Origin of the sequence: Acutalibacter sp. LFL-21 (genome assembly GCF_025630755.1) — a bacterium.
GTDB lineage: Bacteria > Bacillota > Clostridia > Oscillospirales > Acutalibacteraceae > Acutalibacter > Acutalibacter stercoravium.
The window spans coordinates 234,036-260,716 of record NZ_JAOTNT010000001.1; the positions used below are offsets into that span (position 1 = coordinate 234,036).

The 26,681-nt window shown below is 59.8% G+C and carries 23 protein-coding genes; 8 read left to right on the forward strand and 15 right to left on the reverse strand.

The window, feature by feature from the left end:
* Positions 1-4: 4 nt before the first annotated feature.
* The 4 genes from ODJ80_RS01050 to ODJ80_RS01065 all read right to left on the reverse strand — a co-directional run bounded on the left by ODJ80_RS01050 (position 5) and on the right by ODJ80_RS01065 (position 4,885).
* Positions 5-1,081: a Gfo/Idh/MocA family protein gene (locus ODJ80_RS01050; protein ID WP_263040537.1), complete on the reverse strand. Its 1,077-nt coding sequence runs from the start codon at positions 1,079-1,081 to the stop codon at positions 5-7.
* Between the two features lie 140 nt (positions 1,082-1,221).
* A complete protein-coding gene (locus tag ODJ80_RS01055) occupies positions 1,222-2,895 on the reverse strand; it encodes an extracellular solute-binding protein (RefSeq protein ID WP_263040538.1) in 1,674 nt (557 codons plus the stop codon).
* Positions 2,896-2,977: 82 nt separating this feature from the next.
* Positions 2,978-3,880, reverse strand: a complete 903-nt coding sequence (locus tag ODJ80_RS01060) for a carbohydrate ABC transporter permease (RefSeq protein WP_178863499.1) — start codon at positions 3,878-3,880, stop codon at positions 2,978-2,980.
* A gap of 48 nt (positions 3,881-3,928) precedes the next feature.
* Entirely contained in the window at positions 3,929-4,885 is a 957-nt protein-coding gene (locus ODJ80_RS01065) for an ABC transporter permease (RefSeq protein WP_178863501.1), read from the reverse strand.
* Between the two features lie 310 nt (positions 4,886-5,195).
* On the opposite strand from ODJ80_RS01065, the gene ODJ80_RS01070 reads away from it, so the two are divergent.
* Entirely contained in the window at positions 5,196-7,598 is a 2,403-nt protein-coding gene (locus ODJ80_RS01070) for a glycoside hydrolase family 2 protein (protein WP_263040539.1), read from the forward strand.
* 106 nt (positions 7,599-7,704) lie between these two features.
* On the forward strand, positions 7,705-9,267 hold the full coding sequence (locus ODJ80_RS01075; protein ID WP_263040540.1) for a carboxylesterase/lipase family protein: 1,563 nt from the start codon (positions 7,705-7,707) through the stop codon (positions 9,265-9,267).
* A 102-nt stretch (positions 9,268-9,369) separates the two neighbouring features.
* Here ODJ80_RS01075 and ODJ80_RS01080 read toward each other — a convergent pair whose 3' ends face one another.
* Positions 9,370-10,197, reverse strand: a complete 828-nt coding sequence (locus ODJ80_RS01080; RefSeq protein WP_263040541.1) for an MBL fold metallo-hydrolase — start codon at positions 10,195-10,197, stop codon at positions 9,370-9,372.
* Between the two features lie 280 nt (positions 10,198-10,477).
* On the opposite strand from ODJ80_RS01080, the gene ODJ80_RS01085 reads away from it, so the two are divergent.
* Positions 10,478-11,065 carry a DUF4854 domain-containing protein gene (locus ODJ80_RS01085; RefSeq protein ID WP_263040542.1) on the forward strand — a complete coding sequence of 196 codons (588 nt, stop codon included), beginning with the start codon at positions 10,478-10,480 and terminating at the stop codon, positions 11,063-11,065.
* 26 nt (positions 11,066-11,091) lie between these two features.
* On the opposite strand, the gene ODJ80_RS01090 is transcribed toward ODJ80_RS01085, so the two are convergent.
* From ODJ80_RS01090 to pfkB, 8 genes are all read right to left on the reverse strand, one after another.
* Positions 11,092-11,613, reverse strand: a complete 522-nt coding sequence (locus tag ODJ80_RS01090; protein WP_263040543.1) for an AAA family ATPase — start codon at positions 11,611-11,613, stop codon at positions 11,092-11,094.
* A complete protein-coding gene (locus tag ODJ80_RS01095; protein ID WP_263040544.1) occupies positions 11,610-12,134 on the reverse strand; it encodes a cysteine hydrolase family protein in 525 nt (174 codons plus the stop codon). The genes ODJ80_RS01090 and ODJ80_RS01095 overlap by 4 nt, the downstream gene beginning before the upstream one ends.
* Before the next feature lie 13 nt (positions 12,135-12,147).
* On the reverse strand, positions 12,148-12,813 hold the full coding sequence (locus ODJ80_RS01100; RefSeq protein WP_263040545.1) for an HAD hydrolase-like protein: 666 nt from the start codon (positions 12,811-12,813) through the stop codon (positions 12,148-12,150).
* A gap of 87 nt (positions 12,814-12,900) precedes the next feature.
* On the reverse strand, positions 12,901-13,875 hold the full coding sequence (locus ODJ80_RS01105; RefSeq protein ID WP_263040546.1) for a TPM domain-containing protein: 975 nt from the start codon (positions 13,873-13,875) through the stop codon (positions 12,901-12,903).
* Positions 13,876-13,894: 19 nt separating this feature from the next.
* A complete protein-coding gene (locus ODJ80_RS01110) occupies positions 13,895-14,458 on the reverse strand; it encodes a LemA family protein (RefSeq protein WP_178863520.1) in 564 nt (187 codons plus the stop codon).
* A 65-nt stretch (positions 14,459-14,523) separates the two neighbouring features.
* Positions 14,524-15,705 (reverse strand): toxic anion resistance protein, encoded by a 1,182-nt coding sequence (locus ODJ80_RS01115; RefSeq protein WP_178863522.1) that lies wholly within the window; start codon positions 15,703-15,705, stop codon positions 14,524-14,526.
* Positions 15,706-15,843: 138 nt separating this feature from the next.
* Positions 15,844-17,127, reverse strand: coding sequence for a 5-bromo-4-chloroindolyl phosphate hydrolysis family protein (locus ODJ80_RS01120; RefSeq protein WP_263040547.1), 1,284 nt, complete (start codon positions 17,125-17,127; stop codon positions 15,844-15,846).
* Positions 17,128-17,260: 133 nt separating this feature from the next.
* A complete protein-coding gene (gene pfkB, locus ODJ80_RS01125; RefSeq protein WP_263040548.1) occupies positions 17,261-18,190 on the reverse strand; it encodes a 1-phosphofructokinase in 930 nt (309 codons plus the stop codon).
* A 742-nt stretch (positions 18,191-18,932) separates the two neighbouring features.
* Here pfkB and ODJ80_RS01130 point away from each other — a divergent pair.
* The 4 genes from ODJ80_RS01130 to ODJ80_RS01145 all read left to right on the forward strand — a co-directional run bounded on the left by ODJ80_RS01130 (position 18,933) and on the right by ODJ80_RS01145 (position 22,428).
* A complete protein-coding gene (locus ODJ80_RS01130) occupies positions 18,933-19,211 on the forward strand; it encodes a hypothetical protein (RefSeq protein WP_263040549.1) in 279 nt (92 codons plus the stop codon).
* Positions 19,212-19,338: 127 nt separating this feature from the next.
* Positions 19,339-20,043, forward strand: a complete 705-nt coding sequence (locus tag ODJ80_RS01135; protein ID WP_263040550.1) for an HAD family hydrolase — start codon at positions 19,339-19,341, stop codon at positions 20,041-20,043.
* A 41-nt stretch (positions 20,044-20,084) separates the two neighbouring features.
* On the forward strand, positions 20,085-21,491 hold the full coding sequence (locus ODJ80_RS01140) for an MATE family efflux transporter (protein ID WP_263040551.1): 1,407 nt from the start codon (positions 20,085-20,087) through the stop codon (positions 21,489-21,491).
* 55 nt (positions 21,492-21,546) lie between these two features.
* Complete coding sequence (locus tag ODJ80_RS01145) at positions 21,547-22,428, forward strand: TolB family protein (protein ID WP_263040552.1); 882 nt, start codon at positions 21,547-21,549, stop codon at positions 22,426-22,428.
* Positions 22,429-22,479: 51 nt separating this feature from the next.
* Here the strand turns inward: ODJ80_RS01145 and ODJ80_RS01150 are convergent, their stop codons facing one another.
* Positions 22,480-24,252 (reverse strand): S-layer homology domain-containing protein, encoded by a 1,773-nt coding sequence (locus ODJ80_RS01150; RefSeq protein WP_263040553.1) that lies wholly within the window; start codon positions 24,250-24,252, stop codon positions 22,480-22,482.
* Positions 24,253-24,474: 222 nt separating this feature from the next.
* Here ODJ80_RS01150 and ODJ80_RS01155 point away from each other — a divergent pair, with 222 nt between their 5' ends.
* Positions 24,475-25,680, forward strand: a complete 1,206-nt coding sequence (locus tag ODJ80_RS01155; RefSeq protein WP_263040554.1) for an L-serine ammonia-lyase, iron-sulfur-dependent, subunit alpha — start codon at positions 24,475-24,477, stop codon at positions 25,678-25,680.
* 118 nt (positions 25,681-25,798) lie between these two features.
* On the opposite strand, the gene ODJ80_RS01160 is transcribed toward ODJ80_RS01155, so the two are convergent.
* The gene (locus ODJ80_RS01160; protein ID WP_263040555.1) at positions 25,799-26,338 is read right to left on the reverse strand and encodes a DUF6106 family protein; all 540 of its coding nucleotides are present in this window, start codon (positions 26,336-26,338) and stop codon (positions 25,799-25,801) included.
* Between the last annotated feature and the right edge of the window lie 343 nt (positions 26,339-26,681).

Genomic DNA, 26,681 nt, shown 5'->3' on the forward strand with positions numbered 1-26,681 from the left:
CCGCTCAGCGGCAGGGCAGCCATTTTTCCTCTTCTGCCGAACGGATGATCACGTCCAGCGCATGCTGGATACGGCGCCCCTCCTCAATGGTGGCGGCCATCCCATCGCCGCGGCCGTTGAGAATATCCGCGAAGGACTGCATCTGGTCCGTGCGGAAGCGGTCCGGCACCGGCAGCTTTGTAAAGGCGCCCACCCGGTCATAGGGGGAACCAATACAGACTTCCAGCTCATCCACCCCAGGGGTCACATCCAGGCTGTAAACCAGCGCCCCCTTGCTGCCATAGATCTCCATGCGCTGATAGTTGCCGCGGCCATAGGCAAACCGGGTAACGGAGAAATTCGCGGAAGTCTTGCCATCCATCTCCATCAGGTAATGGCAGAAATCGTCCACATCCACCTCGCCCATGCCTTCGCCCTCTTCCAAACGGCGCTGGTGCACAAAGGTATCGGCATGGCCCACTGCCTTGCAGTAATCCTTCCCGGTGACAAAGCTCACCAAATCCAGGGCATGGCAGCCCAGATCGCCCAGGGCGCCCGTCCCTGTCAGGGACTTTTGATACCGCCAAGAGCGGGGCAGGTCGTAAGAGGGGCCGCCGCCCGCCTGCAGGTACTGCATGTAAACGTGGTAAATCTCCCCCAGCAGCCCCTTGTCCACCAGCTCCTTGGCGTAACGGGCCGCAGCCTTAAACCGGTAAGAGAAACAGACCATGCTGGGCAGGCCCCGCTCCGCTGTCATCTTGGCCAGGATATCGGCCTCCTCCGCGGTAAGGGTGACCGGCTTCTCCAGGCAATAGGGCTTTCCCGCCTCAATGGCGGCCTTTGCCACCTCAAAATGGGCGTTGTTAGAGGTGGAGATGTCCACCACATCCACATCTGGGCAGTTGACCAGATCGTGATAATCCGCAAAACAGTGATCCTCCGCAATCCCATAGGCCTCACGGGCATAGGCCATCCGCTCCGGCTTGAGATCACACACAGCCACCAGCTCCAAATCTGGGCTTTTGGCAATTCCGGGCAGGTGCACGCCGCGGGAGATCCCGCCAATGCCCACACTGCCCACACGAAAAACCTTTCTCTCCATTGTACAAAACTCCTCCTAAAATTCTGCGGTCTTGCCAGGCAACGCTCTCCAGGCGCCCAGAAAGTAAAGGCAGGGCCTGGAAGCCGGATCAGCCTCCAGGCCCCGCACAAACTACTTTTAAGCGAAACGAATAGCGTTTATCAGCCTGCGTTATTGTATACGTCCAGAGCCTCCTGATAAATCTCCATCAGGCGCTCCAGGCCCATCTGGTTCAGCTGGTCCACATAGGCGTCCCACTGCTCCTCAATGCCGCCGTTGACAATCCAGTTGGCCCAAGACTCGTTGACATACTTGTAGATATCCACTGTCAGAGAGGAGATCTCCTCGGCCTGCTCGCTGGTGTAGTTCACCAGGGGATAGGGCTTGGCCACGAACTCCTTCATGATCTCGTCTTCCTTCAGCTTCGCGCCGTCGCCGCTGTCCTCGGGGAGGATGATCTTCTCCTCAAACTCGGGGCTCACATATTTGGGGCCGTGGTCGCGGGGAGAGATCTCCCAGTACCACTGGTCGCCAGTCTTGCCTTCGGGCGGATCCAGGAAGGTGATGGTGCCGTCATCCTGCTTCTCCAGCACCACGCCATAGGGGCCCCAGTAGGACTGGACCGAGATGTCGTCGGTGGCGAAGCAGTCAGCCCAGCGCATCGCTACCTCAGGATGCTCGCAGGCAGTGGTAATGGTGAACTCGTTGCGGGAATAGGTGATGGTCTGGTCATTGCCGCGGATGTAGCGGTCCCCGTTGGGGCCTGCCAGAGGAGGCATGGGGACGTACTCATCCTGGTGCGGCTGGGTGCCAGAGGTAACTTCCCAAGTGATGCCGGTGCCCACCAGGGCCACTTCCTCGTTCTTCATCTTGGCGTCAGACATAGAGCCGTCCTGCGTGATGAACTCCGGGTCCATAATGCCTTCTGCGTACAGCTTGTGGAAGAAGGCCACAGCCTCTTTATAGCGCTCGTCTGCGGGGATAAAGACCGGCTTTTCTGTCTCCTGGTCCAACGCCAGATAGTTCTCCTCCAGGCTGTCGGTAATACCCCAGGGGTTGATGTAACGGATCCAGTCAAAGAGGTTCTGCTTGGCGCTGCCCGTCAGGGGGATCTCATCGGCGACGCCGTTGCCGTTGGGGTCCTTCTCTTTAAAGGCCTTCAGCACTTCATACCACTCGTCCACGGTGGTGGGCATTTCCAGGCCCAGGTTGTCCAGCCACTTCTGGTTGATGAAGGGGGTGTCACAGCCCTTGGGACGCAGGGGCTTTTTACCGGGCAGAGTGTAGATATGGCCATCCGGGTTGGTGACCATCTTCTCCATGGTGGGCTCAGCCTCCCAAGCCGCCTGGATATTGGGGCAGTACTTCTCCACATAGTCCTCCAGCGGGATGAACAGCTCCAGGTTGGTGGCGATGTCCATGTCCTTCAAAGAGTTGCTGCCGAAGAAAACGTCCGGCAGGTCCCCGCTGGCCAGCAGCAGGGACTTCTGCTCAGACCAGTCCGCGTCGCCGGCATACTGCCAGTTGATCTTGACGTTGGTGTCCTTTTCCATCTGCTGGAACATGGCGTTTTCCTCAAAGTCCGCCATGTTGGCGCCCTTCACATACAGGAAGGTCAGCTCTACCTGCTCGTTGACGATGGGAAGGCCGGTCTCATTGAAGTTTTCGTCCGGAGTGGACGCCGCGCTGGAGGTGGAGGCCTCTCCGCTTCCAGAGCTTTCCGCAGCCCCGCTGGAGCTGCTGCTTCCGCCGCCTCCGCCGCAGCCTGCCAGCATGGAAGCCGCCAGGGTCAGGCAGAGCAGGGCCTTGCCCACTCTTGTCCATTTGTTCCTCATGTTTACATCTCCTTGCAATTGGATATTTTGACTTTTCAACCGCAGCGCATGTGGCAGCGGCAGTGTCACATAGGGAAGGGACTCATCCCTTGATGGCGCCGATCATCACGCCCTGGCTGAAATACTTCTGCACAAAGGGATACACGCACATAATGGGTACGGTTGTGATGATGATAACGGCATACTTCATCAGGTTGGCGAGCCGCATAGCCTCTTGGGCGGCCAGGCCGTCGCCGGCGCCCACCAGGGACTGGTTGGTAATTAAGATATTTCGCACCACCAGCTGCAGCGGTTTTAAGTTCTCGCTGCGGATGTAGACCAGGGCGTTGAAATAGGAGTTCCACTGGGCCACTGCAATATACAGCGCAATAACAGCGATGACCGCCTTGGAAAGGGGAAGGGCGATAGAGAAGAAAAACCGCAGGTTCCCGCATCCGTCAATCTGGGCGGCGTCCAGCAGCTCCTTGGGCAGGCTGCTGTCGAAAAAGGTCCGTGCCACAATGATGTTGTACACCACCACGGAGAAGGGCAGCACCATGACCCAGAAGGTGTCGTACAGGTGGAAATCCCGAATGGTAAAATAGGTGGGGATCAATCCGCCGTTAAAGAACATGGTGAAAATGAAGAAAAATGTAATCAGCTTGCGCCCCACCAGGTCCTTTCGGGACAGGGAATAGGCTGCGGAGATATTGACCACCAGGCCGATGAGGGTGCCCACCAAAGTGTAGAGGATGGTGTTCCAATAGCCCATCCAGATATCTCCGTGGCGGAACAGCTCTTTATAGCCGTCTACGGTAAACTGGCTGGGCCAGAACCACACATTTCCGTTGGCAACCTCTGAGGGATTGCTGAAGGACGCGATGATGATAAAGTACAGCGGGTACGCAATGATAATCAGGATCAATATGCACAGGGCGTACAAGAAGATATTAAAGGCAATATCCTTGCCGCTGGCCTGTTTCTTTGCTTTCTTTGCTTGTGTCATAGAACAGATTCGCCTCTCTCACCAAAAATTCTCTGCATCCGCACGCTCTTACCACAGGCTGGTGTCCCCCAGCTTTTTGGAGACCCCGTTGACCAGCACCAGCAGCACAAAGTTGATGATGGTATTGAACAGGTTCACCGCAGCGGACAAGCTGTATTGGTTGCTGATCATGCCGATTTTGTACACATAGGTGGAAATGACTTCGCTGATAGAGGTGTTCAAGGGATTTTGCATCAGATACACTTTCTCAAATCCCAGGTTCATAATGTTTCCGGCCCGCATAATCAGAAGGATGACAGCGGTGGGAATCAGGAAGGGCAGGTCTATGTAAATCAAACGCTGGAACTTGCTGGCGCCGTCCACGGTGGCCGCCTCATACAGTGTTGGGTCAATGGCAGCCAAGGCCGCAATATAGATAATGCTGTCCCATCCGGCGTGCTGCCAAACGTCGCTCCACACATAGATGTGCTGGAAAGCGCTTGCCTGCCCCATGATGTTGGGCGGGCTCTGGACCCCCAGCGCGTGGGCCAAGTTGCCGTAGATCCCGTTGCTGGGAGAGAGCAGGATCAGCATGATGCCCACCATAACCACTGTGGAAATGAAGTGCGGCAGATAGGTGACCACCTGCAGTGTCTGTTTAAAACGCTTTACCCGGATCTGGTTCATCATCAGCGCCAGGAAGATGGGGAACGGGAAGCCTGCGATCAGGCTGTACAGGCTCAGCGTGATGGTATTCCAAATCAGGTTTTTAGACTGAAAGGAGTTGAAGAAGGTTTGGAAATTGGCAAACCCCACCCAGGGGCTCCCTTCAATGCCGTTGGAAGGCGTAAAATCTTTAAACGCAATCTGCACACCGTACATGGGCAGATAGTTAAAGCAGAACAGCAGCACAACCGCGGGGAGCAGAAGCAGGTACAGCCCCCAGTTCCGCCGAATGCCTCTGCAGGTGTGGATGGCCCGGGTCGACCAGGGCACCCTCTCTTTTCCCACTGATTTCACTGACATAAACTTCATCATCCTTTCTCCATGCCGCCCCAAACAAAGTCCGGGATTTTGGGTATCCGGCCTCTTCTATGCAGCTTATTATAAGGAGGGAGCTTGGAAAACAAAATGGCGGCATTTATGATTATTTAACATTTTTTGTCCAACGCAACTCCCTGTTTGCTTCATTTTGCCGTCTTCCTGCCCAGCGGCGGCGCGGTGGGGAGCGAAGCCAAAGGGACTCTTCCTTTACAAAGGGGGCAGGAAATGCTATAATAGTTGTATAGACAAATATCCCAGGGACACTGGGAGAACATGGATTGGAGGAGTCATCATGCAGGAACAGCGCATTATGGCCGGATGGAGCTTTTACCGGGGTGTTCCAGACCGGTTCTCCACGCCGGAAAGGACTGTTGTAGACCTGCCTCACGACATGCAGGTAGGGCTGCCTCAAAGCAGGGAGGCCAACGCAGCCTCTGGGTTTTTCCCCGGCTGCGCGGGGACCTATGAGAAAACCTTGGACATCCCCCAGGAGTGGGAGGGGGAGAAAGTCTTTGTGGAGTTCGACGGCGTGTATGGGAACACCACGGTCTCTCTCAACGGCAGCCGCCTAGGCTTCCACCCCTACGGCTACACGCCCTTTGTGGTGGACTTGACCCGCCGGGTGCGCTTTGGAGAGCCCAACCGCCTGGAGGTGGCCGTGGACAACACCCAGGCCCCCAACTGCCGGTGGTACTCGGGGGCGGGCCTCTACCGGGAGGTAAAGCTGCTGCACGGGCCGTTGTGCCGCATCCAGCACCGGGGCATTTTCATAAAAACAGAGAGCATCGACGGGGACACCGCCACCATTTCCGCGGAGGTGCGGGTGGTCAATGACGGCGCCCTGCCCTTCCACGGCCATGTGGACCTTACGCTGACAGCTCCCGGCGGGGAGGCGGCCCAGGGCCGTACTTCGGTTTGGGTGGAGCCGGGCGAGACTGCCCCCGCCCGGCTGCGGTTGGTGGTGCAAAGCCCCCAGTTGTGGGATGTGGACACCCCCGCCCTGTACGCCGCGGAAGCCGCCCTCACCTCCCCGGGCAATGCGGCCCCGGTGGACCGTGCCTCCACCCGCTTCGGCATCCGCACCGTGGCGGTGGACGCGGTCCATGGCCTGCGGGTCAACGGCAAAACCGTGAAGCTCAAGGGCGGCTGCATCCATCATGTCACCAGCCCCTTGGGCGCGGCGGACTTCGACTGCCAGACCCGCCGGGTGCTGAAGGCCCACAAAGAGGCCGGCTACAACGCCCTGCGGCTGGCCCACAACCCGCCCTCCCAGCGGTTTTTGGACCTGTGCGACGAGTATGGCCTCTTCGTCATCGACGAAGCTTTTGACGGCTGGCACATCGGCAAAACGCCCCACGGCTACCACCAGTTCTTCGACGAGTGGTGGGAGCGGGATGTAGAAGCCTTTGTGCTGCGGGACAGAAACCACCCCAGCGTCATCATCTGGTCCATTGGCAATGAGGTCTTCGAGCGGGCCGGCACGGGAGACGGATATTGGGTCTCCCAGCGGCTGGCGGAGAAGGTCCGCTCTCTGGACAGCACCCGGCCGGTGCTGCTGGCCCTGTGCACCCTGTGGAACGGCCTGGATGACCAGGACGCCCAAGAACTGCAGCGCCGGGCAGGGGAACCGCTGGGACAGAACGGAGAATCCAGCTACACCAACGAAATCTGGGCGGACCGCACCGAGAGCATGGCCTCTCCCGTGGACATTGTGGGCTATAACTACATGGAGGACCGGTACCTTTCCGACCATGCGCTCTTCCCCAGCCGTGTCATCTGCGGGACGGAGTCCTTCCCCATGGCCATTGGCCGGGTGTGGGAGCTGGTGGAGCAGTGCCCCTACGTCATCGGGGACTTCACCTGGACCTCTGCCGACTACATCGGCGAGGCGGGCATCGGCGCCGCTGTCTATGTGGACCCCTCCACCCCAGAGGAGGAGCTGGCCGACCACAACAGCCGGCCCTACCCCTGGAAGCTGGCCTACGACGCCGACTGGGACATCCTGAACCAGCCCCGTCCCCAGCTGGCCTACCGGAAAATTGTGTGGGGCGGCACAGAGACCTATCTGGCTGTGCGGGACCCGGAGACCTATGGCAAAAAAGAGCTGCTCAGCCGGTGGGCCTGGCCCCAGGTGTGGAACAGCTGGACCTACCCCGGCTTTGAGGGCCATCCCATTCAGATCGACGTCTACTCCCCCGGGGACCGGGTGGAGCTGTTCCTCAATGGAAAGTCCCTGGGCGCGGAACCCGTAGAGCGCTTCACCGCCCGGTTCGAGACCATCTATCAGCCCGGTGTGCTGGAGGCAGTGAGCTACCGGAACGGGGCGGAGCTCTCCCGGGACCGGCTGGAGACCGCCGGGGAGCCGGCGCGCCTGGTCCTGCGGCCGGAAAGCACAGAAGCCCGGGCCGATGGGGAGTCTCTGCTGTTTGTCCTGGTGGAGTTTCAGGACGCCCAAGGCCGGCGGGTGCCGGGGGTGCGGCTTCCCCTCAGCGCCCGGGTGGAGGGGGCTGCCAGCCTGCTGAGCTTTGCCTCCGCCAACCCCCTCACCGATGAGAACTACGAAAGTGGGAAGATCACCAGCTTTGACGGCCGGGCCATGGCAATCCTGCGGGCAGGGCACACGCCGGGCAAGGCAGTCCTCACCCTCTCCTGCCCGGGAATGGAAGACGCAAAGCAGGAGCTCTTCCTCTCTTAAAGAGCGCCCTGTCAGTTTTTGAAGTTTTTTACAAAAACCTTCTGGAAAGCGCCGGATTACTATGCTATAATATATCCAAAATCTTTTGAATGAAGGAGTATGTATTATGGCAAAAGAATTCATCTGCTCTGCCGCCAGCCCTGTGGTGCAGACAAACGCCGGGAAGCTGCGCGGGTTTGTGGTGGACGGCACCTATACCTTCCATGGCATTAAGTACGCGGACGCCAAACGGTTCCAGATGCCCCAGCCCGTTGCCCCTTGGGAGGGGATTCGGGACGCCCTTTCCTACGGCTATGTCAGCCCCATCCTGAACCGGGAAACCGCTTCTGGTGAAGTGAAGATCCCCCACCGCTATTGGCCCAAGGACGAGAACTGCCAGTATCTGAACGTGTGGACCCAGTCCCTGGACCCACAGGCCAAGCGCCCGGTGATGGTCTGGCTCCACGGCGGCGGCTTCCGGGACGGCTCCTCCATTGAGCATGTGGCCTATGACGGGGAAAACCTTTCCCGCTTTGGGGACGTGGTGGTGGTCACCGTGAACCACCGCTTAAACATTCTGGGCTACCTGGACCTCTCCCCCTATGGGGAGAAGTACTGGAACTCCGGCAATGCCGGAAACGCGGACCTGGTGGCTTCCCTCCAGTGGGTGCATGACAACATTGCCCAATTCGGCGGCGACCCGGAGAACGTCACCATTTTCGGCCAGTCCGGCGGCGGCGGGAAGGTCTCCTCTCTCATGCAGACCCCGGCGGCCAACGGCCTGTTCCAAAAGGGCATCATTATGAGCGGCGTGTACAACGGCACCCTGTGCCCGGAAAAACCCGACAGCCGCCCCCTGGTCCAGGCCATGCTGCAAGAGCTGGGCCTGGCGGAAGAGGACATAGAGCAGCTGGAAACCCTGCCCTATGAGGCGTTGGCAGAGGCCTATAAGAAGGTCTCTCCCGCCATTCAGGAAAAGGGCGGCTATGTGGGCTGCGTGCCCATCCCCAACGAGTACTACCCCGGCGACCCCCGGGTGGTGGGCTTCACCCCCCACGCCAGAACGATCCCTGTGCTGGTGGGCACCGTCATCGGAGAGATGTGCACCTTTGGCCCCGGCCTGCCGGACCGGCGCACCCGCAGCCGGGAGGACCAGCTGACCTACCTGCGAAAGTTCCTGAGGGACAAGACCGAAGAGCTGGTGCCCCTGTTTGAGGAATGCTACCCCGGGCGGCCCATCACCGACCTGGTGCTGCTGGATACCTTCTCCCGGGTGGCCACCAAGGATTTCTGCCGCAAGAAGGCAGAGCACGCCCAGTCCGCCACTTACAACTATCTGTTCACTTTCGACTTCCCCATCGACGACGGCACCCCGGCCTGGCACTGCGCGGACATCCCCTTCGTGTTCCACAACACGGACAAGGTGCCTGTGTGCAACATACCCGGCGTCTCTGACCAGTTGGAGGAAACCATGTCCAGCCTGTTCGTGAACTTTGCCCGCACCGGCGTGCCCACCGCACCCGGCCTGCCCCAGTGGGACCCCTGTGTGCCCGGCGACCTGCCCACCATGCTTTTGGACAGGGAATGCAAGCTGGTCCACAATTTTGACGACAAGCTGTATGAGGCCTATCTCCCCGTGGCGGTGAACCCCAAGGACCTGCACGAGGAAGAAGTCACCATGCTGCACTAACATTCCTTTCAAAGCGGCCCCGCTTTGAAACAGAAGAGGGACACGCAAGCCAATGGCTGCGTGTCCCTCTTTTCTTTCTCCCTGCCGTCTCAGCAGGCTGTGTTATTTCACCTTTTCCTGGGTGTACATGATGTTGCCGAAGCGCCCGTCCTTCCGCTGGAAGGCCCCCGGAACCCGTTCCTTCGCCAAATAGCCCGTCCGCCCCAAAAACTCCACGGGGATATGGTCATCCGTGCCCGCTAGGATGTCCTCGCAGCACTGGATGTTGTCGTCGATGCAGGTCTTGGCCACAGGGGTCTCCCCGTGGAAGATATAGAAATTTTCTATTTCCCCCTGGCGCTGCTTCAGCGCCCCCAGGGCGGACAGGTACTCCCCAATGGTGGCGGAGGTATCCATCATCACCAGGGTGTTGTTGTTGCAGGCGTCCCCCGCGAAGAAGTCCCCGCTCTCCGGGTCCAGATAGCACACAGAGCCCTGGGTGTGGCCCGGCACCTCCAGAACCTCCAAGGCGCGGCCGCCCAGGTCCAGCTTGTCCCCGGCCCTAACGGGACGGCACGTCACAGGGCTGTCTGGGACAAAGTCTCCCTCCTGGGGGAAGGCAGAAGCCCCCATCTGTTCCAGCTGGCCCTTCACATAGCTGACCCGGGCGCGCAGGGACTCCTCCGCCAGCATGGGCATGTCCAGAGGGTGGATATAGCAGCCGCCAAATTCAAACACCCCTCCCACGTGGTCCATGTGGCCGTGGGTGGCGGCCACCTCTACGGGCAGGTCCGTCAGGGTCGCCACAAAGTCCTTCAGGCCCCGCAGGCCGGTCATGGCGTCGATGAGCAGGGCCTTTTCCCGGCCCTCCACTAAAAAGCAGTGCACCCCGGACAAATCCGTAATCATGGTCACCCCATGGGGGCATTGGCTGGCGGTAAAGCGTTCCATGCAGCATCTCTCCTTCTGTGAACAAAAATAAATCCCCGGCTGTCCTTCCCCGGGATCAAACTACTTTTGATTATACGCCTTGTAACAAGTTGTTGCAAGGGCCAAACGAGGCATTTTTATATAAATCGCCCTAAAAAATCGCATAATATACGGGAATAAAATAAATTTTACATCAAACGCACTCATTTCTCTTGACACAATCCCTCCCGTCCTCTATACTGGAAACAGCCCGGGACGAGGAAGTCCGGGCAATTTACGCGGAAAGGCTGCGTGACCGATTATGAAAAAGAAGTTTGTCCAACTGTTCGCCGCCATGCTGGCCCTTGTGTGCCTGCTGTCTTTAAGCGCTTGCTCCGGCGGCGGGGAAAGCTCTGCCCCCTCGGAGAGCAGCGCCAGCAGCACTGTGGAAGAGAGCCAGAGCGAATCCAGCGAAAGCCAGGCAGAGCAGAGCGCTCTGGAGGCTGAGGAAGAAGCTGGCTCGGCCGCTCAATCCGAAGCGGAAGCTGTTGCGTCTTCCGAAGAGGAAGCCGCCGGCGAAGTTACCGGCATGTATTCCTCCATTGAGGAATTCGTCAACTCCGATATCGTACAAACCCAGCTGGAGGCTATGCAGACCGAAGAGCTGGGAGTGGATGTTCTGGCGGAGGGCAACAAACTGATCTACGAATTTACTTACGGCCCCGACGTCAACACCGAGGGCATCGCTGACGCCCTGTCCGCCGCTTTGCAGGAGCAGGCCTCCACGTTCGAGCTGGTGGCCCAGACCCTGAAAGCCGCTGTGGATGTGGAAAACCCCGTGGTGGTAGTCACTTACAAGGACAGCCAGGGCAACGTCATCGTCTCTCAGGAGTTTACCTCGGGAGAATAACCCTGCCAACAAGAAAAGGACCTGCTTTAAGGCAGGTCCTTTTTCTGTTCCTCCAAAAGGGCGGCAATCTGCTGCGCCGCCTCCCTGGCAGTCAGGCCATCCACCCACAGCTTGTGGGTGTTCAGCTCCCCATAGTGGGAAAGCCGCTCCAAGCTGCGGTCCAGCACGTCCCAGGTGCGCAGGCCCCGCTCCACATCCCCGCGGATGTGCTCCCACAGGGTCTCCGGCTTGGCCAGCAGGGACAGGGAGAACACCTCCACGCCCTCTAGGGGCAGGCGGGCCAGCAGCCCGTCAAGAATCTCCTGCTGGTGCATCACCCAACAGAAGATCACGGTTTCATAGGCGGGGCAGCGGAGGAACTGTCCCAGCAGGAACGCGATGTTCTCCTGCACCATGGCCTTGGTCTCCGCCGTCACCTGGAAAGGCTCCATATCCCAGCACCAGTCTCCGTCCAAAAAGGCGCAGGGGGCGGCGAGGTGTTTCAGCTCCCGGCAGACGGCGGTCTTTCCCACAGCCATGGGCCCGCCAATCAAGACCAGGCGCTTCATAGGATCTCCACCTGGCAGGCAGCCATGGCTTTCAGGGCGTTTTCGTGGCTCTCCGGCGTAACCCCGGCACAGCAGCCGGCGTCCACCGAGATCTTCACCTCTGGCAAAAACGCTTTCAGCAGCAGCGCGTTGGAGATGACGCAGATATCTGTGCAAAGCCCGATGAGCTGAATCTCCTCCAGGGGCCCCTCGTAGGTGTGCCGTGCTTTCAGCACCTCCGCCAGGCCCTTGCTGCCAAAGGTGGGCTTTTCGATGGGCGCGCTCTTCCGCGCCGCCTCCACCCGGGGCTCCAGCTGCCAGCCCCAGGTGCCGCGCAGGCAGTGTTCCACCGGCAGGTTTTTCCCCTCCTGGGTCTGGAGGTAATCCTTCCCGTGGGTGTCCTGGGTAAAGAGCACTGTCCCATCAAATCCCCGGATCTTCTCCACCACCCGGGGCACAATGGCCTGGGCCTCTGGGGTGCCCAGGGCGCCTGTGATGAAGTCGTTCTGCATATCCACCACAACCAACACTTTCTTTTCCATTTGCCTTCCCTCCCTATCCGTTGCCTGCCCCGCAAAGGGACAGGCACAGCGTTTGCAAACCTTCCACCGTGGGGACGGTCCAGTCCGCCCCGGCCTCCTCCAGCTCCCCCGGCGGGGCAAAACCGTACTCCACGCCGATGGACTGCAGGCTTAGGGCTTTGGCCCCCAGGATATCGTGCTTCCGGTCGCCCACCATGACCACCTGCTCTTTGGGCGGATCTCCCAGGGCTTTCAGCACCGCCTGGATGACCTCCGCCTTGTCCGTGCGGGAGCCGTCCAGCTCCGCGCCTACCACCACGTCAAAACAGGGCAGCACATGCTGCATCTCCAAGATTTTCCGGGCGAACACCTCCGGCTTAGAGGTGGCCAGGCACACCTTGGCCCGGCAGGAGAGCCCTTCCACCAGGGCCCGCACCCCGGGGTAAAGCCGGTTCTCATACACGCCCTTCACCCGGTAGCGCTCCCGGTACTTCTCTACCGCGGCAAAGGCTTGTTCCTGTGAGAACCCATAGAATTCCATAAAGGACTGATGCAGGGGCGGCCCCACAAACCGGCGCAGGCGCTCCTCCGGCTCGTTGTGGATACCGAACGCGTCCAATGCGTACTGGGCGGATTTGAGGATGCCCTCCCCATTGTCCGCGATGGTGCCGTCCAGGTCAAAGAGAAAATAGCGTTTCATTGTTCTCCCATCCTGCCCGGCCCGCAAACAGGCCGGACGCTTTTGTCTAAAAAAGGCCCTTCCCACGGAAGAGCCTTTTTCCTGTGCTCAACGGCGTCCAGCTCCGCCGCCGCGGCTGCCGCCGCCGCTGCGGAAACCGCCCCCTCCGCCGCGGGAGCCGCCGAATCCGCCGGAGCGGCCCCCGCTGTGGAAGCCGCCTCCAAAGCCGCCACCGCCCCTGGGGGGACGGGGACCGAACCCTCCCGGAGGAGGCGGGGGCGGACGCCAGCCGCCCCTTCTGCGGGAGCTGCCCATCATATTGCCCAGGAACATGCCGGTCCAGAAACCGCCGCCTCCGCCGCCGGAACGGGGGCCTCCCCGGCCGCCGCCGTTGCGCATGGCCCGCAGCACCAGGGAAATCACCAGCACCACTCCCAGGATCACGATGATCTGCAGCGCTCTTCCGAAGAACTGGCCCACAGAGCGCCCCACATCGTAGGCAAAGCTGGGCTCCTCGTAGCTGTCATAGCTGGGGTCCTCCACAAGGGAGGAGGGCTCTGTGTAGCCGGCGTAATAGCCTTCCATCTCAGAAAGGGCAGCCTCAAAGAACTTTTTCACCCCGGCGTCGTACTCCTGAACCGCGAAGTCCGGCTCCAAGTACTCATCCAGCATGCTTTGCAGCTTGGCCCCATCGAAATAGTCCTCGATGCCGTAGCCAGAGGTGGCATAATAGTTGTCCTCGCCAATGGCCAGCACCAGCAGCAGGCCGTTGTTCCGCTCGTAGTCACCCACGCCCCAGTAGTTGAACATATAGTTGGCGTAGTCCTCAATGTCCTCCCCGCCCAGGAAGTCCACCGCCGCCACCGCGATCTGGGCGCCGGTCTCCTCAAAGAGGCTCTGGTTCTGGGTGATGATCTCCTGTTCCGTCTCCTCTGAGAGCACCCCGGCCTCATCCAGCACATACTGGTTCTCCGGGCGCTCCGGCACCACAATAGCCAGGGCGGGCAGCGCCAGGCCCCAGGCCAGGCACAGGGCCAGCGCCAAGGCCAGGGCTTTTTTCGGGACGCGCTTTGCGAGTGTCACGGCGGACGCCTCCTTTCGTTTATTCGTCCAGATCATAGGTGGCCAAAGGCTCCACCCCCGCCACAAAGCGCAGCAGGTTTACCGGGAACTTTTCCAGCCTGGCGTTAAACTCCCGGGCGTCGTCGTTGTAGCTGGAGCGGTTGATCTTGTCCTGCTCAGACTCCATCTCGGCAATGAGCTGATCCGGGTATTTTTCATCCGATTCCGAGAGCTCTGTCTGCTTCAGCTCCTCATACAGGTTCTGGGCGGCGTCTCCCATCAACTGGTTGGCCTGGGCCTCGTCGGAAAAATCGCTGTAGCTGTTCTGGGTCAGGGAGATGGCGTACTCCAGCTCCCCAATCAGGCCGGTCAGCTCCGGGTTCTGGCTGGTATAGCGTTCCGCCACGGTGATCAGGTTGTTGCCGGTGGCCTCCCGAGCCTCCAGCCCCTGATAGATGGCGTAGCCGGTCTGGTCGTAATAATAGGAGCCCTCCGCCTCGTCCCGCAGGTCCGTCAGCGAGGTGTGCACCCCTACGGGGATGGAAAGAAGGATGAGCCCCGCCATGACGCAGGCCCCCACAATGCTGCTCTTTTTCAATTTCACAAGCCTCCCTTTCTAGGAATAGAAGGTTCCCCGGCCCCTTGTTCGGGCCGGGGCAAAACCTGTGCTCAGGTGTGGATATCCAGCAGCTTCTGCTTCAGCTCGCCCTCCAAACGGCCGATCTCGGCCTCGGCGGCGCGGCGCTTGGCCCGGCCCTCGTCCTGAATCTTCACCACCTCGTCCAGAGTCTGGATAAGGGACTGGTTGGTCTGGCGCAGGGTCTCCATGTCCACCACGCCCCGCTCGGACTCCCTGGCGGTCTCGATGGTGCTCATCTTCAGGCGCTCGGCGTTCTTGCGCAGCAGCTCGTTGGTCATGTCGCTGACCTCCCGCTGGGCCTTCACCGCCTGCTCTGAGTGGGCCAGGCCCAACGCCAGCACCATCTGGCTCTTCCACAGGGGGATGGTGTTCACCAGGGTGGACTGGATCTTGTCGCTCATCAGCTTGTCGTTGTTCTGCACCAGGCGGATTTGAGGGCTCATCTGCACACTGACCATGCGGGTCAGCTCCAGGTCGTGGAGCTTTTTCTCAAAGTTGTCGCACTGCTGGGCATAGTCGTTGGCGGCCTGGGCGTCCTCCGCCAAGCCGGACTGCTTGGCCTTGTTCTCCAGCTCCACCAGGGTGGTGGCCCGCTCCTTTTGGAGCTTCTTCTTCCCGGCGATGATGTACATGGAAAGCTCCTTGTGGTAGCCCAGGTTCATCTCGTAGAGCTTATCCAGCATGACAATATCCTTCATCAGCTGCACCTGGTGGGACTCCAGGGCCGCGGCGATCTTGTTCACATTGTGCTCGGCGCTGTCGTACCGGGCCTTCATGGCGGTGATCTTGTTGCCCGTATTTTTAAAGAAGCCAAAGATCCCCTTCTTTTCCTCCTCCTGGATATCAAAGCCCTTCAGCTCCACCACCAGCTGGGAAATCTGATCCCCCACCTCGCCCAAATCCTTGGTGCGCACATTGTTCAGGGTGTTGTCGGAGAAAGAGGCAATCTTCTTCTGGGCGGCAGAACCGTACTGCAGCACCAAGGTGCTGTTGGAGATGTCGATTTTCTCCGCAAAGTCCTCCACCACCTGGCGCTCCTCGGGGGTAAGGGCGCTCTCGTCCAGAGAGGAGATCTCATCCTCTTTGGGCTTTTGGGGCGCGGGCGCCTCTTCGGGGGTCAGGGTCAGAGAGGGGGTCTCCACTCCCTCCAGGGTGAGGGTGGGCATTTTGGGGGCCTCGTTTTCCAAGGTCAATTTGATATCGTCGGGCATGTTTCTAACCTCCTTGATCATTCCTTGCTTCTCATAATGGAAACCGCCGCTCGGGCGTTTCTGGAATTTCTTTGAAAATGACGGGGCTGCTGGCGGAAAGGCCAGGCGCCGAACCCCCGCCTTTCACCGTTCTGCGGTTTATTTTTTGGCCTCCTCCTGCTTTTCTTCCTCCACAAATCCCTCCTGCTTTAAGAGGGTCTCAAACACGGTGATGTCCGCGGAAATATCCATGGCCTCTTCCGCATAGAGGGAGTCCAGCTGCTTTTCAAAGGCATCCGCCACCGTGTGCATCATCCCCGCGATGTTAAACAGGGTGGAGGTGATGTTCTCACCCTTCACGTTCTGGGCGGAGAGCCGCTGGTAGCTGTTCAAAAGCTTCATGGTGGTGGGCAGGTAATAGTTCATAAATTTCCGGATCTGCTGCGCCTTCTCCGGATGGTCGGCGATATAGCGGAAAATATCGGCGGAAGCCCGCTCCATGCGGGTGATGTCCTCGGAAAGGGTCTCGTCGGGAATGGCGTCATCCGCGGCACGGAGCTTTTTCAAATACTCCCGGCCCTCGTCGATAATCTTGTCCACCTCTGGGTCCCCTGTGTGGGACTTCTCCGGTTTTTCCGGCTCCTTTTTCGGCTCTTCCTTGGGCTTTTCCGGCTCCACCGGCACGAACATTTTCTTCCCCTTGAACAGTGCTCCCGAAGCCAGGAACACCAATACCAGCACCACAGCAAAAACGATGAAGTGATAGGGCTCGTACAATGGGAAACTCAAGGCGTAGAACAGGGCCACGCCGCCTGTGATATAAAACTTGGCGGGGCTTCCCTTACGCACCATTTTCATAGGCGGCTGCCCAGCACCCGGGGGGACAGGCGCCCCCTGCCAGGGAGCCTGCCGCGCCCGGTTTGCCGCCGCCCGCTGGGCGGCAGCGGCTTGGTTGGCCGCCGCATGCTGCGCGGCTGCCGCCCTTTGCGCCGCCGCAGCTCTCTGGGCCTTTGCCTGCTGGGAGGGGGGCGGCGCGACGGGCTTGCCCTGGGTATAGGTATAGCGGTAATAGCCATTGGCCTGCTTTGTTCCATTCTGGGGTGGAGCGCTTCCCTGGGGCGGCGCCTGATGCCCCGCCTGCCGCGTCTGCTGCGTCTGCCCAGCCCTGGGTCCCGGCTGGGGCGCTTGGCCCACCCCCTGTGGCGGGGGCGCCTGATAGGGGTGGCCGCCGGGCCCCGGGCCTCCATTCTTGCCCAAGTTCAGCGCCTGGTCCAAGCCTTGCGCCGCTTTGCCCAGGCCCTCCGCAAGCTTTCCTGCCATGGGAATGCCTGAACTTTTCAGTGTTCTATATACCTGGGAGGAGCGGAGCTCCTCCTGCAGGGGTTGGTTTTCTCGTTTATCCATCAGGGCTGCCTCCATGTTCCGGCAAAACTCCCGCTGCAAATCACAATCCTTTCGCAGTGGGAAGGATTTATATTGTTACCATTGTACTGTGAAACAGAGGGCGGTGTCAACTGAATTCTAGGCCCCGCGGCGCTTTTCCGGCATTTCACAAGCCAGCCGTTGAGAAAAGCGCTCACACGGGATGGGGCTCTCCCACTCTGGGGAAAACCGCCTTGACTTGATCCCCCGTGGCAATGCCCTCGCAGAAGGCCGTGGCCGCCCCTGCGGCCACGCCCCACTTCAGCCCGCCCAGGGCGCTGCCGTGAAGCTCGTACCCATAGAGGAAGCCCGCAACCAGGGAGTCTCCCGCCCCCACGGTGGAGACCGCCTCCCCGCGGACGCTGCGGCAGAACAGCGCTTGGCCGTTCTCCTCCAGAAGCAGGGCGCCCTTGGCCCCCAGGGAGACCACCACGTTCCGCGCCCCCATGCGCTGAAGCTCCCGGGCGTACTCCTTCACTTCCTGCACGTTCAGGCTGCCCGCAATGCCGAAAATCTGGGCCAGCTCCTCCTCGTTGGGCTTGATGAGGAAGGGCCGGTAGGGCAGGGCCGCCAGCAGCGGGTCCCCCTCCATGTCCACCACCAGCCGGGCCTTTCTCTGCCGGGCGGCCTCCAACACGCGGGGAAAGGCCGTTTCCGGCAGGGCGGCGGGCAGCACGCCGGAAAGCACCAGGGCGTCCCCTTCCCGCAAACGGGAAAGCCTTTCCAGCAGCTCTTCCACCGCCTGCTCCGGAATGGCGGGACCGGCGCCGTTAAAGGCGGTCTCCTCTCCGTCCGCGCAGCGCAGCTTCACATTCACCCGGGTATTCCCCTGGGGCAGCTGGACGAAATCCGTTTGGCAGCCAGCCTCCTCCAGCAAGCGGCAGAGCTCCTGTCCGGTAAAGCCCCCGGCCAGGCCCAGGGCCCGGTTCTCCACCCCCAGGGAGGACAGCAGCAAAGAGACGTTTACCCCCTTGCCTCCGGGGGCAAATGCATCCTGGGAAAAGCGTTGGATCACGCCCCGCTCAAAGCTCTCCAAAAAGATGAAATGGTCCAGTGCCGGGTTCAGTGTCACTGTAACTATCATAATACGTTTCCTCCCTTACAACTTCCTTAAGGTATTCTATCATTTTCAAAAAACTTTTTCAACCAAGCTGCGCCTGGACGCATGCCGCGGAGTCGTGCCCTTCGCTTACTCCCCCAGGTGGAAAACGCCGGCCCTGTGTCCGCGGGTTTGAGGCTGGAGGAGATGCGCGGATTCTGCTGTTTCGCTGCGCCTGGACGCATGCCGCGGAGTCGCGCCCTTCGCTTACTCCCCCAGGCGAAAAACGCCGGCCCTGTGTCCGCGGGTTTGAGGCTGGAGGAGATGCGCGGATTCTGCTGTTTCGCTGCGCCTGGACGCATGCCGCGGAGTCGCGCCCTTCGCTTACTCCCCCAGGCGGAAAACGCCGGCCCTGTGTCCGTGGGTTTGAGGCTGGAGGAGATGCGCGGATTCTGCTGTTTCGCTGCGCCTGGACGCATGCCGCGGAGTCGCGCGCTTCGCTTACTCCCTCAGGCGGAAAACGCCGGCCCTGTGTCCGCGGGTTTGAGGCTGGAGGAGATGCGCGGATTCTGCTGTTTCGCTGCGCCTGGACGCATGCCGCGGAGTCGCGCCCTTCGCTTACTCCCTCAGGCGGAAAGCGCCGGCCCTGTGTCCGCGGGTTTGAGGCTGGAGGAGATGCGCGGTTCCGCCCTTTCCGCGCATATCCCTCTCTTCGCTGGAAACACTAGAAAACGCATCCTCCCAGACTTTGGGACGGAAGCCAAATTACAGGAAAGGAGATTGTGTCATGCTGCGAAATAAGATCTGCGCCTTTGCCCTCTGTGCCGGTCTGGCCCTTTCCCTGGCGGGCTGCATGGAAAAGGCCGCCAGCGATGTGTCGGACACCGCCTCCCGGGTAGAGAGCGGCGCCGGGGAAACCGTCTCCCGCATAGAAAGCGGCCTGGAGGAAGCCGGCAGCCGGGTGGGCTCGGCCGTGGAGTCCGCCCTAGACCCCGATTCCTCCCGAAGAGAGGAATCCAAAGAGGAGTCCCGGGAAGAGGCCACCCCCGCGCCCGAGCCCCGGTAAGCGCGCCCCCTCTACAGCACCGCCCCCAGCCGGGGCGGTGCTTTTTCTATCCCCGGCTCCGCACCGCCTTGCGCCGCCCCCCGGTTTCTGCTATACTGGGACAGAAAGCAGAAGAGGAGGCAAACCCATGATTCGATGCTGTATTTTTGACGCCGATGGCACCCTGCTGGACTCCATGCCCATGTGGCGGGACATCACTTACGAATACGCCCAGCAAAAAGGAATTCATGCCCCAGAGGGGCTGCACCGCACCCTGAACCGGCTGAGCCTGGAGCAATGCGCGGCATATTACCAGGGCCTGGGGGTTCCGGGCACCGTGGAGGAAATTGCCCAGGAGCTTTCCCAATGCGCGCTGGAAGGCTATCGCACCCGGGTGCCGGAAAAACCCCATGCGGGAGAGTTCCTGCGGCTGCTGCAGGAAAATCACATCCACATTGCGGTGGCCACCGCCTCCAACCGGGAGGGTGTGCTGGCTGCCCTGCGCCGCCTGGGGATGCTGCCCCTGGTGGAGGAGTTCGTCACCTGCACAGAAGTGGGGAAAAGCAAGGAGCACCCGGATGTGTACCTTCGCTGCGCGGAAAGCTTTGGCGCGGCCCCGGAAGAGAGCGTGGTCTTCGAGGATTCCGCCTACGCCATCCGCACCGCCAAGGCCGCCGGTTTCCCCGTGGTGGCAGTGGAGGACGGCATTTCGGGGGACGGAGAGGGCCAGCTGGAAACCCGGGAGGGCATTGCCCGGCTCTCTGACTTCTACCTGCGGGACTATGAGGAGCTGATCCAGGCCCTGACCCCGCCGGAGGACCTGGCCCAAAGCCTGGGAGAGCTTTTGGGCTAAGGCACGTATTCCTTTGGAAAGCAAGGAGAAATGGGAAACATATGAGCGGTTTACGGAAAAAGCTGATTGGCAGCCGGGCCTTCTACGCGTCGGTGCTGGCCCTGCTGGTGCCCATGATCGTCCAACAGGGCATCACGCAGTTTGTCAACCTTTTGGACAACGTGATGGTGGGGCGTTTGGGCACAACTCCCATGTCCGGCGTGGCCATTGTCAACCAGATCATCTTCATCTTCAACCTGACCATTTTCGGCGGGCTGGGCGGCGCCTCCCTCTTTGGGGCGCAGTTCGCCGGCAAGAAAGATCACGAGGGGGTGCGTTACACCCTGCGCTTCCGGCTGGTGTTCAGCGTGGTGGTGTGCGCCCTGGGCATTCTGATCTTTCTTCTCTTTGGGGAGCAGCTGTTCCAGCTGTATTTGAACAAGGAGTCCTCTTCTCCGGAGGAGATCGCCTCCACTTTGGGCTATGCCAAGGAGTACATCGCCATCATGCTCTTTGGGCTTCTGCCTTTTGCCATAAACCAGTGCTTTTCCAGCACCCTGCGGGATGTGGGCGAGACCTTCTCTCCCATGGTGGCCAGCCTCATTGCCATCTGCGTCAACCTGACCGGCAACTACCTGCTGATTTACGGCAGCTTTGGCTTTCCCAAAATGGGGGTGGCCGGGGCGGCCTTGGCCACTGTCATTGCCCGGTGGGCGGAAATGGGATATCTGCTGCTGCGCACCTGGCGCCACCGGAAGCAGTTCCCCTTCCTGCAGGGGTTGTTCCGCCATTTCCGGGTGCCCCTGTCCCTGGTCAAACAGATCGCCGTCACCGGCACGCCCCTGCTGCTCAACGAGACCCTGTGGTCCATTGGCACGGCGGCGGTGAACATGTGCTACTCCTTCCGGGGGCTGGAGGCTGTGGCGGCCACTAACATCAACTCCACGGTGTGGAACTTGTTCGCCATTGTCATGGCGGCCATGGGCAACGCCATCGGCATCCTCTCCGGCCAGCTGCTGGGGGCCAATGACATTCCGGGCGCCAAGGACACCGTGCGCAAGCTGCTGTTTTTCAGCGTGTGTGTCAACGCGGTGATCGGCGGGCTCATTGTGGCGGTGTCCCCCTTTATCCCTTACATCTACAACACCGAGCCCTCGGTGCGCCAGACCGCCACCCATCTGCTGATGGTCTCCGGTTCGTTTTTACCCCTGTCCGCCTACACCCAGGGCACCTATTTCACCATCCGTTCCGGCGGGAAGACCTTCATCACCTTCCTGTTTGACTGCGTGTTCACTTGGGTGGTGTGCCTGCCCATTGCCTTCTGCCTGTGCCAGTTCACCGGCCTTTCGGTGGTATGGGTCTTTTTCTTCGTGTCGGCAGCGGATATCCTCAAGGCGGGAATTGGCACGGTGATGCTGGTCTCCGGCATCTGGGCCAAAAACATGGTGGGGGATCGGCCCGAAAACTAACTTGGGGAATACGGCCCGGGGCCCTGCGCTAAAATCTATTTGGGAGGAATTTATCATGGAAGTGCGAACGGAAAAACAGCCCTTTCAGGAGCGGGACGCCATCTCCCTTTTGGAGACTGTTGACGCGGCCACAGGGCAGAGGCAGGTGCTCAAAGAGTTCCGCCACCTGATTGAAGCCCCCAACTGGCTCCCTGGCGGGGACGCCCTGCTGTACAACGCCGGGGGGCGGCTGTGGAAATTCCACCTGGACACCTTGGAGAGCGAAGCGGTGAACACCGGTTTTGCGGACTGCTGCAACAACGACCATGTGCTCTCCCCGGACGGGACCCGGGTGGGCATCAGCCACGGCACCGGGGAGGACGGGCGCTCCCGGGTGTACACCCTGCCCCTTTCCGGCGGCGTGCCCCGGCTCATCACTCCCATGGCCCCCAGCTATCTTCACGGCTGGTCGCCGGATGGGAGGACCCTGGCCTACTGCGCGGAGCGCAACGGGGAGTTTGACATCTACACCATCCCGGTGGAGGGAGGCGAGGAGACCCGCCTGACCCACACCCCCGGCCTGAACGACGGCCCGGAATACTCCCCGGACGGAAAGCACATCTGGTTCAACTCTGTGCGCTCCGGGCTGATGCAGGTGTGGCGCATGAACGCGGACGGCTCTGACCAGACCCGTATAACCTGGGAGGAGGACTTAAACTGCTGGTTCCCCCACCTTTCCCCCGACGGGACCCAGGTGGCCTACATCGCCTACAAAAAGGGGGATGTGGAGCCCGGCGACCACCCCGCCCACAAAAACGTGGAGATCCGGGTGATGGACGCCGGGGGCCAAAACACCCGGGTGCTGGCAAAGCTCTTCGGCGGCCAGGGAACCTTGAACGTGAACAGCTGGTCCCCCGACGGGAAGAATCTGGCCTTTGTCAGCTACCGGCTGAAATAAACGCAAAAGCTCCCCTCCGGCAAGCCCGGAGGGGAGCTCTCTTTACCGCGCTCAGGAAGCGTAGTGCTTGTACAGGAAGGTGACGATCTGCCCGCGGGTGCAGCCGTCATTGGGGCTGAAGGTGGTGGCACTGGTGCCGGCGGTGATGTTGTTCCGCACTGCCCACAGCACGGGACGGTAGAAGTAATCCCCGGACGCCACATCCCGGAAGGGATTGCTGCCGCTGACGGAGGGGGACCCCGCCGCCTTGTACAGGAAGGTCATGATCTGCCCGCGGGTGCAGCCCTCATTGGGGCCGAAAGTGGTGGCGCTGGTGCCAGCGGTGATATTGTTCTCCACCGCCCACAGCACCGCTTTGTAGTAGTAGTCGCTGGACTTCACATCCCGGAAAGGATTGGAAGTCCGGGTGGGTTCCGGCTGGCCGGCGGCCTTCCACAGGAAGGTCATGGCCTGGGCACGGGTGCAGTCCGCGTTGGGGCTGAAGGCGGTGGCGCTGGTGCCGGAAGTGATGCCGTTTTCCACCGCCCATTTCACAGGATTGTAGAAGTAGTCGCCGGAGTGCACGTCCTTAAAGGGCAGGCCGCTGGGCTCTTCGGGTTCTTCGGGCTCTTCGGGGTTCTCCGGGTCGCCCGGGTCAATGGGCGTACCGCCGGTGCTCAGGGCAAAGGTGTAGGGGCCTGTGCGGCTGTTTCTTTCCAATAGGCACAGATAATAGTTTCCCGATTCTAATGTGACCTCTCTCTCCGCATCAATCCTTTGCGTGGTACTGTTCCAGATAAAATAATCATCCCATACTTCATTTCCGTCCGCGTCGTAAATGCGGGCATACATCTGTTCCGCTGCGGAAGAGAAAACAAAATCAAGCGTTCCCGATGAGCAACTGAACTCATAAAAATCCCGGTCATCATTCAGAGCGATCTGTCCGTTATACTGCGTATCAAGCTCAATTGAATTGGCCGTATCCAGTCCGTTATCGCTCCCTCCCATATTTTCTTTGAAGCTCTCATTGGCAGAGGAAAATTCTGTAGAGAATGAGTAGTTTCCCGTGTGGCCGTTTCGCTTCAAAACCAACAGATAGTAATCTCCCGCGGTTATATCCAAATTTACATCTGCTGTGAACTGTTGGGTGGTACTATTCCAAATATAGTAATCGCCCCAAATTTGATTTTTATGTCCGTCATACAGACGCAGATAGACTTGAGCCAACTCACCAACAAAACGCAGGTTTATGCGGCCAGCTCGCGTGGTTGCAATGTGATAATAGTCATTCTCTTCGCCAGAAGACATTTGCGCATAGTATTGATTCCCCAAGGTGATATAATCCGCCGTTTCCACCGTATCATTGGTGGAAGAGGAAGTTTCTCTTATGCTCATGGTTTCATTTGCCGAAGTAAACTCGATTGCAAACTGATAATTTCCCAGCCTGCCATTCCGCTTGTTTATCGCCAAACAATATGTACCGCCTTTTAGGTAGAATTCTTCCTGGAGAACCAATTTTTCAGTTGTCGAATCCCAGAGATAATATTCGTCGATAACCCTCTCGTTCTCGCTGTTATAAATCCGCAAGTAAATTTGGGAGACATCTGCTTCTGCTTTTAGTTCAATCGTTCCAGTTTCTGGAATAGTGAACTCATAGTAATCTCCGTCTTCATCTTCTGAAATCGATCCATAAATCAATGTGCTTAAGCCAACAGAAATCGGATAATCGACAGACCCCGTCGCCCCTGCGGAAAGGGGCAGTCCGGCCAGCAGCAGGCAGGCGGCCAGCACCAGAGCAAAGAGCCGTTTCATGGGTTTGCGTTTCATGGGTTTGCGTTTCATCATTACTTCCTCCTTCAGCTGTCCCCCTTAGGACAGGGAATTGATACCTTTATTATACTCGGGCTCTGTAAGATTTCAATAGGAAACGCTTTGTTTATATCCCAAATTTTATAAAAGAAATGGCAAAATTCCCCCTCTCATGGGAACCCCTTGATTTTCCGCCCGGGCTGTGGGAAAATAAGTGTATTCCAGTGAAGAACAAGTCAGAGATGGGGGTATTTTCTTATGGAATCACTGCGGGAGCTGTATCGCATTGGACGGGGGCCATCCAGCTCCCACACCATGGGGCCGTCCCACGCGGCCGTCCTGTTTCGGCAGGAATTTCCCCAGGCGGACCGGTTTCGCGCCACCCTGTACGGCTCTCTCGCCAAAACGGGCAGGGGCCACCTGACAGACGTGGCCATCCGGGACGCCTTCGCTCCCCTTCCCACGGAAATCGTCTTTGATACAGAGACACCCGAGGAAAGCCTGCCCCATCCCAACACCCTGGCGCTGCAAGCCTTCCAGCAGGAGCGGCCCTTGGGCCAGTGGCGGGTGTTCAGCGTGGGCGGCGGAAAGATCCAGATCGAGGGGCAGCCCGCCGTGGCCCCCCAAGATGTGTACCCTCTTTCCACCTTCCGGGAGATCAAGGAATACTGCGGCAGGAATGGGATGTTCCTCTGGCAGTTCGTGGAGGAGAACGAGGGGCCTGAAATCTGGGACTACCTGCGGGACGTGTGGAAGCAGATGAAGGCCACCGTCTACGCGGGGCTCAACACCGAGGGGGTGCTCCACGGGGGACTGGGCGTCCAGCGGAAGGCCAAATACCTGGTGCGCCAGCGCCACATGGATGAGAGCCCCGAGACCCGGGAAAACCGGAAGGTGTGCGCCTACGCCTTCGCCGTCAGCGAGGAAAACGCCGGCGGCGGCGTGGTGGTGACCGCCCCCACCTGCGGGGCCAGCGGCGTACTGCCGGCGGTGCTGCTCTTCAAGCAGGAGCAGCAGGGCTTTTCCGACACGGACGTGCTCCACGCCCTGGCGGCGGCGGGCATTGTGGGAAACATCATCAAAACCAACGCTTCCATCTCCGGGGCGGAGTGCGGCTGCCAGGCAGAGGTGGGCAGCGCCTGCTCCATGGCGGCGGCGGGCCTGGCGGAGCTGTACCACATGGACCTGGACCAGATTGAGTACGCGGCAGAGGTGGCCATGGAGCACCACCTGGGCCTGACCTGCGACCCCATCGGCGGCCTGGTGCAGATCCCCTGCATCGAACGCAACGCTGTGGCGGCCATGCGCGCCATCAACGCCCTGAGCCTGGCCAATTTCCTCACCTACACCCGGAAGATCTCCTTCGACATGGTGGTGAAAACCATGTACGAAACCGGCCGGGACCTGTTCTCCAAGTACCGCGAGACCAGCGAGGGCGGCCTGGCAAAAGTGTATACGGAATAAACTTGCCGCCATAAAGCGGGGAAGGGCGCCAGCCTAAACAGGCCGGCGCCCTTCCCTTTCCTTTTACAGCTTCCTTTCCCAGCGGAAGGGAAAGCCCCCCGTCCCGCTGTGTCCGCTGTCAATTTCTTCCAAACTTCTCGAATTTCAGCTGGCGGGGGATGAACTTCTTAATCCCCTCCAGCAGCTCTTCATCCGGGTTGAACACAAACAGCGTCTTCCCCGTCTTGCCGCTGCGGACAATCATATACCAGGCATCCCGGTGGTCGCTGTACTCCGTGGCAAAAATCCGCGCGTCAAAGCTCTGGTTCTTCAAGCGGGCCTCGTTCTGGGCGTACTGCCCAATGTCCTCGGCCGTGCTGCACTCAAAAGAAGTCATGCGCTTGCGGCTGGAACGGTTCATAATTTTGTCCACCGCCACATAGCCGTTGGTCAGGCTGTATTCATACTCCAAAAGCCGCATGGAAATCAGCTTGTAGCCGCCAAAACCCGCGCCGCCTGCGACCAGCAGCGACAGCATGGGTATGGGCACAATCATAAAGCCCACCACAAAGCCGATCAGCGCCACCACCAGCACTGCCAAAAAAATGCCGGCTGTTACCAGCATGTCCGTGGACTCGAACTTTTTCTTTACCATGCGTTCAATAAAAACGTCGCCCATTTTTACAATCCCATCCTTTCGCCGCGCCTGCCGCCCGGCGGATTTTCTTGAACATTGTACCATATCTTTTTACAAGATTCAATAAATCTTTTGTGAACAGCCCAAGGCTTTTTTAAAAAAACGCCCGTCAGCCCGCAAGGCGGGGAAAATGGCCCCCACCCCCTTGAACCGCTCGGTTTTTTGTGCTATGATAGATGAAACGCGCGGATGAAAGAAAGTACCCCCGCTCCACCCGGCCAGAGAGGCTCTGCCACCGGCTGAAAGCAGAGCTGCGCGGCGGGCGGGGAGAAGTTCCTTTCGGAGCGGCGGCGCTGAACCGGCCCTGGGAAAGGGGGCCGCACTA